We start from the raw sequence: 12331 nt of genomic DNA, 5'->3' as shown, positions 1-12331 counted from the left end.
TCAGTACCTGTAGTGGTCCGGCTTGAAGGGACCGTCGACGGTGACGCCGATGTAGTCGGCCTGTTCGGGGGAGAGTTCGGAGAGTCGGACGCCGATGCGGGCGAGGTGGAGGCGGGCGACTTTTTCGTCGAGGTGCTTGGGCAGGATGTAGACCTCGTTGCGGTAGTCGCCGCCGTTCCGCCACAGTTCCATCTGCGCCAGCACCTGGTTGGTAAAGGACGCCGACATCACGAAGCTGGGGTGGCCGGTGGCGTTGCCGAGGTTCAGCAGACGGCCCTCGCTGAGCAGGATCAGGCGGTTGCCGTTCGGCATCTCGATCATGTCCACCTGGTCCTTGATGTTGGTCCACTTCATGTTCTTCAGCGCGGCCACCTGGATCTCGTTGTCGAAGTGGCCGATGTTGCCGACGATGGCCATGTCCTTCATCGCCCGCATGTGCTCCAGGCGGATCACGTCGCGGTTGCCGGTGGTGGTGATGAAGATGTCGGCGGTCTCCACCGCGTCCTCCAGGCGGACAACCTCGTAGCCGTCCATCGCGGCCTGAAGGGCGCAGATCGGGTCGATCTCCGTCACCTTCACCCGGGCGCCGGCGCCCCGCAGAGACGCGGCCGAGCCCTTGCCCACGTCGCCATAGCCGCAGACCACGGCCGTCTTGCCGGCCATCATGGTGTCAGTCGCGCGGCGGATGCCGTCCACCAGCGATTCCTTGCAGCCGTACTTGTTGTCGAACTTCGACTTGGTGACGCTGTCGTTCACGTTGATCGCCGGGAAGGGCAGCAGGCCCTTTTCCATAAGCTGGTAGAGGCGGTGCACGCCCGTGGTGGTCTCTTCCGAGACGCCCTTGATCATCTCGCGCTGGCGCACGAACCAGCCCGGCGTCTCCGCGATGCGCTTGCGGATCTGCGCGAAGAGGGCCGTCTCCTCCTCCGACTGGGGCGTGGCGATCAGGTCCGGCTCTCCCTCCTCGACCCGCGCGCCGAGCAGGATGTAGAGCGTCGCGTCCCCGCCGTCGTCGAGGATCAGGTTCGCGCCGCCGTCGGGGAACTGGAAGATCCGGTCGGTGTAGGACCAGTACTCCTCCAGCGTCTCGCCCTTGACGGCGAAGACCGGCGTGCCGCCCGCGGCGATGGCGGCGGCGGCGTGGTCCTGGGTGGAGAAGATGTTGCAGGAGGCCCAGCGCACATCCGCCCCGAGTGCCACCAGCGTCTCGATCAGCACGGCGGTCTGGATGGTCATGTGCAGCGAGCCGGCAATCCGCGCCCCGCGCAGCGGCTGCGCGTCGCCATATTCCGCCCGCAGCGCCATCAGCCCCGGCATCTCCGTCTCCGCAATATCGAGCTCCTTGCGCCCGAAATCTGCCAGGGCAATATCCTTGATGATGGAGCCGTCCATCGTGATCGTGATCCTGTCGGGCTTGTTCACGTCGATATCCTGTTCCTGATGATGCGGCGTTTCATTCGGCGGCCACACTCGCGCCGAATGCTCGGGCGAGTTCCTCCGCCAGATCCGTGCGTTCCCAACTGAAACCGCCGTCCTCGTCGGGCGTTCTGCCGAAATGGCCGTATGCCGACGTGCGGGCGTAAATCGGTCTGAGAAGGTCGAGGCGCTCTCGAATGCCGCGCGGGGTCAGTCGAACCATTCCGCGCAGGATATCTGCAATCTCCGCCTCGTCAGCATTCCCCGTGCCGAGCGTGTCAACATAGACCGCGACCGGCTCCGGGACGCCGATGGCATAGGCGAGCTGGATCTGGCACTTGGCCGCCAGCCCGGCGGCGACAACGTTCTTGGCCAGATAGCGCGCCATATACGCGGCCGACCGGTCCACCTTGGTCGGGTCCTTTCCGGAAAAAGCTCCGCCGCCATGGGGGGCTGCACCGCCATATGTGTCTACGATGATCTTGCGGCCGGTCAGGCCGGCGTCGCCGTCCGGCCCGCCAATCACGAAGCGCCCGGTCGGGTTCACGATCAGTCTCTGCGGTCGGCCAAGTGCTTCCGGCAGGGCGCGCAGCACATAGGGCTCGACCGCGTCTCGCACATCCTGGCCGGACATGCTCTCGGCGTGTTGGGTCGACACGACAACGGTGTCAACACCCACCGGTGCTCCATCCTCGTAGATCAGCGTGACCTGGCTCTTCGCATCCGGGCCGAAGCCAGGCTGGGCACCCGATTTCCGGTCCTCAGCCATCAGGCGCAGAATGCGATGCGAAATCAGGATCGGCGCTGGCATCAGGTCCGCCGTCTCGTTGCAGGCGTAGCCGAACATGATCCCTTGATCTCCGGCACCTTCCTCGCCCTTTTCGCCTTCGTCCACCCCCATCGAGATGTCGGGCGACTGTTCATGCAAACGGTTGGCGACCGAACAGGTCTTCCAGGAGAACCCGGTCTGCTCGTAGCCGATATCCCGGATCGCCTCCCGTGCGATTTCTTCGACGCGCTGCAGGACCGAGTTGGGGCCACGCACCTCACCCGCGATCGTAACATGATCGGTCGTCGCCAAGGTCTCGCAGGCGACACGGGAATGCGGCTCTTCGGCCAGAAACGCATCGAGAACCGCGTCCGATATCCGGTCGCAAACCTTGTCCGGATGCCCCTCTGAGACGGATTCGCTGGTGAATAGCCACGATTTGCTTTTCATTGTCCCTCTTTCATTACTTTGGCGATCGACGTCCAAACGGGTGAAGGAGCCGGTGTCGAACGCGCCACTGCCGGCTAAATTCCTCATCACTCCACCAAAGCACGCCTTCGGTTCGGGCCGATTTCCTGAAGCGGGATTTGGAGGAAATGGCTGACGCGGTTCTGAACGGCGTCGCCGATGAATTTGTGACACGAGATAAGGAACGAGCGCCTCAGGCCAATCCCCCGCGCACCATGCCTATCGGTCAGGGCGCATCCCATAAGCTCGTCAAGATCGCCGCCATGTCCGGAAAGGTTCGAGATCCGGCAGTGGACAACCTGTAAACGAGAGGATGACTTGAAAAAGAAAATCGGCAAAAAACACTCCTCCGACAGGGTCGAACGGGACAAAAACGCGCAACAGCAATATCGGTCGATGGTACAGAGATTGACGTTAGGGATCATCGCGCCAAACGGGTATTCGACTTATCCGAAACGCGAAATCTGTGGGCCGGCATCCACCTTTCGGGGGACAACCTTCCCGGGAAGCGTTCCGGGTAAAGCGGCCGGATGGTGGCTGGAAGACGTCGGGAGCCGGCAGACACAGGCGGGCTGTCCGTGACATGAACCGGTGCGGGCTACGCATGCGTCCCCCCTACGGTTGCGGACTTCATCGCTGCACGAACTTGGCGGGAAGAGTGGCGCTTCGTAGGGCGGAACTGTTCACAGCCGTGCAGGGTTGGCCGAATATCGCCAGTCCCTGCTCTCCATTGGGGAAGTGTGGCCTTGGTGCTGAAGTGTCGGTTGGACGAGCCATCCAAGCGCCTCCGTCCTGATGCAGGAGTATTCACTTGCGTGTACAACTGGAGGACGAAAGCGGGATCTAGCCGCCAGCTTCTGATCGGCCGATTGACCCCTCCTGTCGTCCTCCCTGAGAGGCTTTTCGCCAGCTCATCGACCCACGCGGTGCCGGCTTCGTGGTGCAGGTTTCACTGGCGTCCGTTCAGGCTCGGACCGTGAAACCGTCCACGCGGTGATGTAATTGAAAACGCTGACGGATGGCATCCCGATTGGTCAGCGGCCCGCGAGTTTCCTCGCGTTTCTGGGAAGGAATTGCGGGCCACAGATCATTGGAACTTGAGCGGAAGGTTGCTTACTTTTGGCGCGATCTTGCCATGAATTTTGGCCGCCGCCGCGGGGGTGTGGACCCCAATCCCGCACGACCATATCAACATCGATATAAGCGATAACGCAGGCTGCCAATGTGCTTTGGTCGCACGGTGAAGGTGGGTCGCGACGAGTGCCTACGGTTAATGGGGCGATTTCCCGGTCCCGTCCGGGACAGGCTTTGCCCTAATTTTTTCCCATTTGGGATTTATTGAGGCGACGAAATAACAAGCAGTGGTTCCCAAACGGCAAAAGCCGCGTTCAACAAAACGAAACTTGGTGCGCAAAGCGCAACCGAACCTACAGGAATGTCCAGATGACTACGTACTACGTGGCGAAAGATGGAAGCGACAGTGCCGACGGGAGTTCCTCTTCTCCTTGGAAGACCATCAACCACGCGATGGCCTCCAACCTCCGACCCGGGGATGAAGTCGTCGTAAGGCCAGGCACCTACACCGAAGAGGTTTGGGTGACCAAAAACGGTGCTGAAGACAACTACATCACGCTGCGCTCGGAAGTGCCCGGCGAGGCCCTGATCCGTCCGCCAAATGGGACCATAACGACGGTCAACATCCACGCGAACTATTTTGAGATCGACGGTTTCGATGTCGTGGGTGGTACCGGCCCGGCAATTCTCGGCCAGGAAGCCCACCATATTATCGTTCGGAACAACATCGCGCACGACAGTGGCGGAAGCGGCATTGCGATGTATTTGAGCGAATTCCAGTTGATCGAAAACAATCTGGTTTATGGGAACGCCGGGACCAGCGGATATCACACCAGCGGTATTGCGATCAATTCGAACATCAATATCTCCGGCGACACCACGACGACGGGATTCCGGACAATTGTTCGGAATAATATCAGTCACGACAATACCGAAACGGACGCTATTTCCGGATATCACACGGATGGAAACGGAATTATTATTGACTGGTTCAGAAACGATGGAATGGGGTATCCGGCCTACGATTACCCGACCCTCGTCGAAAATAACCTAGTCTATCAAAACGGCGGCAAGGGTATCCAGGTCTTCATGAGTGATAATGTGACGGTGCGAAACAACACCGCCTATCACAACAACCAGGACCTGCAAATTCCGGGGATCGAACGCGGTGAAATCACGATAACCCAGACCGCGGCGAATGCGGTGGTGGTGAACAACATTGCTGTTGCCGATCCTTCGATAAACTCCAACAACACGGCGTTCTCAATCGCCCATTCCAGCGCCGTGGTCGAGAACAACCTCAGTTTCAACGGAGTGAACGGGCAGTCGGCCGTTGCCTTGTGGAATGGCGCGACGTTCCGTACCTCGGACGGTAATATTCTCGGCGTCAACCCGCTCTTCATCGACCCGGAGAACGGCAACTTCAAGTTGGCTAATGCGTCGGCGGCGATCGACGCCGGAACGTCTGCGCGCGGTCTCGCCAGCATCGACCTGGATGGCGGATGGCGGGCGGTTGGAACAGTCGACATCGGCGCTTACGAGAACGGCTCGGGCCCGGGGTCCGCGCCGGAACCGGCAAATTCCGCGCCGAATGCCGCGAACGACAGCGGCTTCACGACCGAAGCGGGGCAGGCGCTAACCCTGGCGAGTTCGACGCTTCTTGCCAATGACTCCGACCCCGACGGCGATATCCTGTCGGTGTCCTCTGTGGGTTCGGCAAGCAACGGGACCGTCACACTGGATCGGTCCGGCAATGTGATCTTCACGCCGGACGCCGATTTCTCGGGGACCGCCGCGTTCACCTACACCGCGACGGACGCTTCCGGCGCAACCGACACTGCGCGCGTTACGATCGAGGTGCAGGCAGCGCCGAATACTGGCGGAAGCTCCGGCGGGACGACGGATAGCGGCGGCGGGGCATCGTCTGGCGGCGGCTCAGGCGGCACGACAGGCGGCACCGGGGGAACGACCGGCAGCGGCACAGATGGCACCCCCGATAGCACCGGCGGATCCTCAGGAAGTGGGGAGGTGACCGACGAGGTCTTCACGATCTGGAGCGACTCCGCCAGGCCGGATATTGCCTCCGATCCGGACGCAACCTCTGTCCAGCTCGGCTTGAAGTTTCACGCCGATGTTGCGTCCGAGGTCGACGCGGTGCGGTTCTACAAGAGCGCCGAGAATACCGGGGTGAATTCCGTCAGCATCTGGAGTGCGGACGGCAAGTTGCTTGCGACACAAGACGTGGGCGCGCTGTCGGGATCGGGCTGGCAGGAGATCAAACTGGACAACGCCGTTCCGCTGGAGGCTGGCCAGAGCTATATCGTCTCCTACCACACGACCAGCGGTCACTACTCCGTCAGCGAAGGGTTCTTCACCGGGGCGAGTGACCCCGGGCCGATCAGCCTCGAGAGCAATGCTGGTGTCTATGCATATGGCGACAGCGGCAACTTCCCGTCGCAGAGCTACGCGGCCAGCAACTACTGGGTCGACGTCGTGCTCGACACGGGTGGCGGCTCGACGGAGCCGTCGACCGGCGACAGCTCCGGCTCCGCGGGCGGGACCGGTGGAACCGGTAACGTAGAAACCGGCGGCGGAAGCACTGGCGACACCGGAACGCCAGACAACTCCGATGCCGTGGACCATTCCGCGCTGATCGGTGAATCCGGCGTTGTCGTCGCATCGCAGTCGAGCGCCAATGTCTGGCAGACCGTGACCTTCTCGGAGACACTGGACAATCCGTCCGTGGTGATGAGCGCGATGTCCCAGAACGGGGCCGACCCCTTCACCATCCGCGTTCGCAACGTCACGGATCACGGGTTCGAGTACCAGATCGACGAGTGGGACTATCTCGACGGGAAACACATGGCCGAGACACTTGCCTGGGTTGCCATTGAGAGCGGCGTTCATACCCTCGCGGACGGCCGTACGATCGCCGCCGGGGAAACGACCGTCGGCGCGAACCGGACATCCGTCGATTTCGGCGATGTGTCTTTTGGCAAGAACGCGGTGGTCTTCGGCCAGGTGACCGACGACGGCAATGCCTTCGCCGTCAACGACCGGATCGAGCGTGTGGGCTCGAACGGGTTCGCGGTGCGCCTGGAACAGCAGGAGGCCTCGGTCGGCAAGATCTCGGCGGAATCCTTCGACTGGATCGCCATCGAGAAGGGCGCGTCCTCGGATGGAACCCAATTGGCGGGCGTCACGGACGATGCCATCTGCCACGACGCGACCTCCATCGGTTTCGCCGCCGGCATGGTCGACGAGTCGTTTGCGTTCCTGACCGACATGCAGACGCGAGACGGCGGGAACAGCGCCACCGTCGGTGTTCTGGCCGTCGACGCCGATGGCGCGACGATCGAGATCACGGAGGAGACGTCGAAGGACCGGGAGACCGCCCACTGTCACGAGGTCGTCGGGTACGCCGGCTTCGATACCGGGCTGATCTACGCAGCGGATATTCCAGACCTGCTCGTGGCCTGACCGCCACCTGAACGAACGCAACAGCGGCCGGGAAGAAATGCCCGGCCGCTTTTGTTTTGGCGTGCCGTTTTTGCCGGGACAGTGCCATCGACTCCGCACGACGACCTGTGCGCGGCACCGCTCGTGGTGGCGCGGACCCGACCGCAATTGGCCGAAAGGTGGATAACGCACCGCCGCGTTTGACGTTTCGGATGAAGCCGGATGCCCGATTGGCCCGATGATCCGCAGGCGCGATCTCGGTACTATCCTCTGAAGATTACCGTAGCGCGTTTATTGTTTCAGCTCGATCCAGTCGGAGGAGCGCTTTTGCCGATAAAGAATTGCGACATCGCACCGGATGCGAAGATTTTTCAGCCTGACTTGGTCAATATCTATGGATGCCGGATCGGGTCGGAGACCCGGATCGGGCCATTTGTCGAGATCCAGAACGACTGTGTCGTGGGCGCGAGGTGCAAGGTCTCCTCACACAGCTTCCTGTGCGAAGGGGTGACCCTCGAGGATGAGGTGTTCGTCGGTCACGGTGTAATGTTCACCAACGACCTTTTCCCGGAAAGCACCAACAGCGACGGCAGCCTCAAAGGCGGCGAGGACTGGAACTGCGCCCCTGTGCGCGTCGGTCGTCGCGCGTCGCTTGGCTCGAACGCAACCATCCTTGGCGGTGTGACGATCGGTGAGGGCGCGATGGTCGGTGCCGGGGCGGTGGTGACGCGCGATGTGCCGGCATTCGCCGTCGTCGTCGGCGTGCCTGCGCGGATCATCGGCGACGTCCGCCGCCGCGCGGCTGGGTCGGATCAGAATTCGGAACAAGAAATTAAGGTCAGTTCGTCATGATTAACGTAGGAATTGCAGGATACGGCTACTGGGGCCCCAACCTCGCCCGCTCGATGGCGGAAACGGGGGCCGCGCGGGTGGAGATGATTGCCGACCAGTCGAAGGCTGCGCGTAGCCGCGCGTCCCTCCGCCACCCGTCCGCACGTCTCACCGGTGATCTCTTCGAGATGATCCGCGACCCGAACGTCGACGCCGTCATGATCGCGACGCCGGTGCAGACCCATTACGATCTCGCAATGGCCGCGTTGAAGGCCGGCAAGCATGTCTTCGTCGAGAAACCACTCACGGACAATGTCGCCACCGCGCAGGAGCTGGTCAACGAGGCGGCCCGGCGGAACCTGGTGCTGATGGTTGACCACACGTTCATCTACACCGGTGCCGTCCAGAAGATCTCCGATCTGATCCGGGCGGACGAACTTGGGGAGGTCTACTATTACGATTCCACGCGCGTGAACCTGGGTCTCTTTCAGCACGACGTGAACGTGATCTGGGACCTCGCGGTGCATGACTTCGCGATCATGGACCACCTGATCCCGTCGCGGGCCACGGCCATCTCCGCCAGCGCGGCGAGTTTCATCAGCGACAGCCCCGAGAACATGGCGCACCTGACTGTGTATTACGAGAGTGGCGCCATGGCGCATCTGAACGTCAACTGGCTCGCGCCGGTGAAGATCCGGCAGACGGTCATCGGCGGCAGCCGCAAGATGGTCATCTACGACGACATGCAGCCCAGCGAGAAGGTCAAGATCTACGACCGCGGCGCATCGCTCAATCAGGACAACTACGAACATCTCATCTCGTATCGGCTCGGCGATATGTATTCTCCGGCCATCTCAAGCCGCGAGGCGCTTCTGGCCGCCTCGGAGGAATTCCTTCGCTGCATCGAAACCGGCGCCACGCCGATCACCGACGGCCATAACGGCCTGCGAGTGGTGGAGATGCTGGCGGCAGCCTCCCGTTCGGTCGAGCGTCGCGGCCATCCCATCGACCTTGTCCAACTGAAGGTTGCGTAAATGGTTCCCTTTCTTGATCTCAAACGGCAGTACGCCACCATCGGAGCGGAGATTGAGGACCGCGTGCAGGAGGTGCTGCGCAGTTCCGCCTACGTCCTTGGACCTCAGGTTGAGGCGTTCGAGAATGCCTTTGCGACATACTGCGGCGCGGACCACGCGATCGCGGTCAGCTCTGGCACGTCTGCCCTGCATCTAGCCCTGCTGGCCGCCGGTATCGAACCCGGCGACGAAGTCATCACCACGCCCACGACGTTTGTCGCGACGGTTGCGGCGATCCTCTATGCCAATGCGACGCCCGTGCTGGTGGATATCGATCCCGTGACCTGGTGCATGGACCCCGCCCGGATCGAGGCCGCGATCACGCCGCGCACCCGTGCCATCATGCCAGTCCACTTCCATGGCCGCCTTGCCGATATGGAGGCGATCCAGCGGGTCGCACAGGCGCATGGCCTCGTTGTCATCGAGGACGCTGCACAGGCGCACGGTGCCAGCCGCGGCGGCAAGCGGGCCGGGACATTCGGCGCTCTGGGCTGTTTCAGTTTCTATCCCGGCAAGAACCTCGGTGCAGCGGGGGAGGGCGGTGCGGTCACGACCAACGATCCCGAACTCGCCCGGCGCCTCCGGCAGCTTCGCGACTGGGGGCAGAGCGAGCGCTACGTCCATCAGGTCAAGGGCTACAACTACCGCATGGACGGGGTTCAGGGGGCCGTTCTCGACGTCAAGCTGAAGCATCTTGATGCGTGGAACGCCGGGCGGCGCAGGGTGGCGAACGCCTATCACGAGGGGCTTTCCAGCCAACTGTTGCGGGCGCACGGACCCTTTGGCGATGACTACGTTGGCCATGTCTATGCAATCGTTCCCCAAGACCGTGAAGCGATGCGCGACGCACTGATGAAGGCCGGGATCGGGTGCAACATCCACTACCCGTACCCGGTGCACCTGCAGCCGGCCTATGCCGAACTTGGCGAGGGCCGCGGCAGCTTCCCTGTGGCGGAGGCCTACGCCGATCGCACCCTGTCGCTGCCGATCTTCCCGGAATTGAGGGATGACGAGATCGCGCAGGTGATCGATGTCGTGAACACGGAAATCGAGGCCGCCGCGGGGCCGTTGAAGGAGTATGCAGTGTGACCCAGTCTGTTAGCCTCGAAGGAAAGCGCATTCTCGTCACCGGCGGCAGCGGGTTCGTCGGCTCTCACATCGTCGATCTGCTGTTGGAGGAGAACTGCGGCGAGATCATCGTCGTCGACAACATGGTGCGTGGTCGCCGGGAGAACCTGGCCAACGCGCTGCCCGATCCGCGTGTGAAGCTCATCGAGGGTGACATCCGGGACACGGCCCTGATGGACGAGCTCGTCGCAGGGTGCGACACCGTCTTCCATCAGGCGGCGCTTCGCATCACCCACTGCGCCGCGGAGCCGGACACCGCGATGGCGGTGATGGTGCAGGCGACCTACGATCTGATGCAGCTCTGCGTGAAGCACGAGGTGCGGAAGGTCGTCTATGCGTCCTCCGCGTCCATCTACGGCCTCGCTCCCCATTTCCCAACGCCGGAGAGCGACCCGCCCTATGACAACCGGACTCTCTACGGCGCGGCCAAAAGTTTCGGCGAGGGGCTGCTTCGGTCCTTCAACGATATGTACGGGCTCGATTACGTCGCGCTGCGCTACTTCAACGTCTACGGGCCCCGGATGGACCTGCACGGCAAGTACACCGAAGTCATGGTCCGCTGGATGGAGCGCATTCAGCGGGGCGAGCCGCCCATCGTCTTCGGCGACGGGTTGCAGACGATGGACATGATCGACGTGCGCGACGTCGCGCGCGCCAATATCCTTGCGGCGAAGGCGGCTGCGTCTGATGAAGTGTTCAATGTCGGAAGTGAAAGCGAGACCTCCCTGCTTGGGTTGGCGCGCCTTCTGTCCGAAGGCATGGGCCGCCCAGATCTGGTTCCGGAGCACGCGGAAGAGCGCAAGGTCAACCCGGTGCCGCGTCGCCTGGCGGCCTGCGGCAAGGCGGAGGAGATGCTCGGCTTCCGGGCCTCGATCACGCCTCAGGACGGGCTTCTCGACCTGATCAATTGGTGGCGGAACGAAAGCACCATGGTTCCTGAGGCCGCCGAATGATCCCCATCGCAAAACCCCTGCTGGGAGAGGAAGAGGCCGAGGCCGCCCGCGAGGCGGTGCTGTCCGGCTGGGTATCGCAAGGGCCGCAGGTTGCGGCCTTCGAGGCGGATTTCGCCGCAATCGTCGGCGCGCGCCACGCGTGCGCGGTGTCGAACTGCACCACGGCGCTCCACCTCGCGCTGCTTGCCGTCGGCGTGGGGCCGGGGGACGAGGTGATCACGGTCAGCCATTCTTTCATCGCGGGCGCGAACTCCATCCGCCAGTGCGGGGCGGTGCCGGTCTTCGTCGACATCGACGCCGACACCTTCAACATCGACCCCAAGGCGATCGCAGATGCGGCGACCGATCGGACACGCGCCATCATGGTCGTCCACCAGATGGGGATGCCGTGCGACATGGCGGCGGTGCTGAATGTTGCCAGGGACCTTGGCGTCCCGGTCATCGAAGACGCGGCCTGTGGAATCGGCTCGGAAATCCTGTTCGACGGCGCGTGGCGCAAGATCGGTCGACCCATGGGCGATATCGTCTGCTTCTCGTTTCACCCGCGCAAGGTACTGACCACTGGCGAGGGGGGGATGCTGACCACGGAGAGCGACGCGTACGACGCGAACTTCCGGCTATGGCGGCAGCACGGCATGTCCGTCTCCGACAGGGCCCGGCATTCGAGCGCGACCGTCATTTTCGAGGACTACCCGGTTCGCGGCTACAACTACCGCATGACGGACATTCAGGCCGCCGTCGGGCGGCAGCAATTGAGGCGGCTTTCCCACGTCATTGCACGCCGCCGGGCTCTTGCGGAGCGGTACCGGGCGGCGCTCCGCGGAATGAATGGCGTTACGCCTCCGCATGAACCGGACTGGGCGCGGTCCAACTGGCAGAGTTACTGCGTTTGGCTCGCCGAAGACCTCGACCAGGTGTCAGTGATGCAGGCCATGCTGAATGCTGGCATCGCGACGCGGCGCGGTATCATGAACATGCACCAGGAGGAGGCCCAGGCCGACGTGCCGAGGCCGCACGCGCTGACCCGATCGGAAGCCGCGCGGGATCACTGCGTGCTCTTGCCGCTCTATGTGCAGATGACCAATGCGGAGCAGGACGAGGTGATCTCCGCACTGGACGCTGCCATTCAGACGTCACGGGTCCGCCGGGCGGGCTGAGCG

9 protein-coding genes and 2 pseudogenes are annotated in these 12331 nt (G+C 62.7%); 9 read left to right on the top strand and 2 right to left on the bottom strand.

The features are described 5' to 3' along the window. Entirely contained in the window at positions 1-1392 is a 1392-nt protein-coding gene (gene ahcY, locus BM075_RS14330; RefSeq protein WP_093361390.1) for an adenosylhomocysteinase, read from the bottom strand. Between the two features lie 61 nt (positions 1393-1453). After that, complete coding sequence (gene metK / locus BM075_RS14325; protein ID WP_093361378.1) at positions 1454-2635, bottom strand: methionine adenosyltransferase; 1182 nt, start codon at positions 2633-2635, stop codon at positions 1454-1456. Between the two features lie 146 nt (positions 2636-2781). On the opposite strand from metK, the gene BM075_RS24445 reads away from it, so the two are divergent. From BM075_RS24445 to BM075_RS14295, 9 genes and pseudogenes are all read left to right on the top strand, one after another. Continuing rightward, entirely contained in the window at positions 2782-2958 is a 177-nt protein-coding gene (locus tag BM075_RS24445) for a hypothetical protein (protein WP_177208359.1), read from the top strand. Between the two features lie 13 nt (positions 2959-2971). Beyond that, complete coding sequence (locus tag BM075_RS24185; RefSeq protein WP_143089877.1) at positions 2972-3235, top strand: hypothetical protein; 264 nt, start codon at positions 2972-2974, stop codon at positions 3233-3235. A gap of 861 nt (positions 3236-4096) precedes the next feature. Beyond that, the gene (locus BM075_RS14320; RefSeq protein ID WP_093361377.1) at positions 4097-7207 is read left to right on the top strand and encodes a DUF4082 domain-containing protein; all 3111 of its coding nucleotides are present in this window, start codon (positions 4097-4099) and stop codon (positions 7205-7207) included. Positions 7208-7408: 201 nt separating this feature from the next. Next, a pseudogene (locus BM075_RS25185) lies at positions 7409-7672 on the top strand (hypothetical protein); the annotation flags it as partial. 60 nt (positions 7673-7732) lie between these two features. Further along, a pseudogene (locus BM075_RS25180) lies at positions 7733-7963 on the top strand (DapH/DapD/GlmU-related protein); the annotation flags it as partial. A gap of 71 nt (positions 7964-8034) precedes the next feature. Next, on the top strand, positions 8035-9051 hold the full coding sequence (locus BM075_RS14310; RefSeq protein WP_093361375.1) for a Gfo/Idh/MocA family protein: 1017 nt from the start codon (positions 8035-8037) through the stop codon (positions 9049-9051). Next, complete coding sequence (locus BM075_RS14305; RefSeq protein ID WP_093361374.1) at positions 9052-10179, top strand: DegT/DnrJ/EryC1/StrS family aminotransferase; 1128 nt, start codon at positions 9052-9054, stop codon at positions 10177-10179. Beyond that, a complete protein-coding gene (locus tag BM075_RS14300; protein WP_093361373.1) occupies positions 10176-11171 on the top strand; it encodes an NAD-dependent epimerase/dehydratase family protein in 996 nt (331 codons plus the stop codon). The genes BM075_RS14305 and BM075_RS14300 overlap by 4 nt, the downstream gene beginning before the upstream one ends. Then, positions 11168-12328: a DegT/DnrJ/EryC1/StrS family aminotransferase gene (locus tag BM075_RS14295; RefSeq protein ID WP_093361372.1), complete on the top strand. Its 1161-nt coding sequence runs from the start codon at positions 11168-11170 to the stop codon at positions 12326-12328. The genes BM075_RS14300 and BM075_RS14295 overlap by 4 nt, the downstream gene beginning before the upstream one ends. The last annotated feature ends 3 nt before the right edge of the window (positions 12329-12331 follow it).

Source organism: Tropicimonas isoalkanivorans (assembly GCF_900112335.1).
GTDB lineage: Bacteria > Pseudomonadota > Alphaproteobacteria > Rhodobacterales > Rhodobacteraceae > Tropicimonas > Tropicimonas isoalkanivorans.
Note: the sequence above shows the minus strand (reverse complement) of the source record. Positions and strands in the feature narration are given on the sequence as shown.

Bases quoted from the DNA above. Each gene is read 5' to 3' on its own strand.
- ahcY (WP_093361390.1), bottom strand. From the start codon at position 1,392: ATGGACGGCTCCATCATCAAGGATATTGCCCTGGCAGATTTCGGGCGC.
- metK (WP_093361378.1), bottom strand. From the start codon at position 2,635: ATGAAAAGCAAATCGTGGCTATTCACCAGCGAATCCGTCTCAGAGGGG.
- BM075_RS24445 (WP_177208359.1), top strand. From the start codon at position 2,782: ATGGCTGACGCGGTTCTGAACGGCGTCGCCGATGAATTTGTGACACGA.
- BM075_RS14320 (WP_093361377.1), top strand. From the start codon at position 4,097: ATGACTACGTACTACGTGGCGAAAGATGGAAGCGACAGTGCCGACGGG.
- BM075_RS14310 (WP_093361375.1), top strand. From the start codon at position 8,035: ATGATTAACGTAGGAATTGCAGGATACGGCTACTGGGGCCCCAACCTC.
- BM075_RS14305 (WP_093361374.1), top strand. From the start codon at position 9,052: ATGGTTCCCTTTCTTGATCTCAAACGGCAGTACGCCACCATCGGAGCG.
- BM075_RS14295 (WP_093361372.1), top strand. From the start codon at position 11,168: ATGATCCCCATCGCAAAACCCCTGCTGGGAGAGGAAGAGGCCGAGGCC.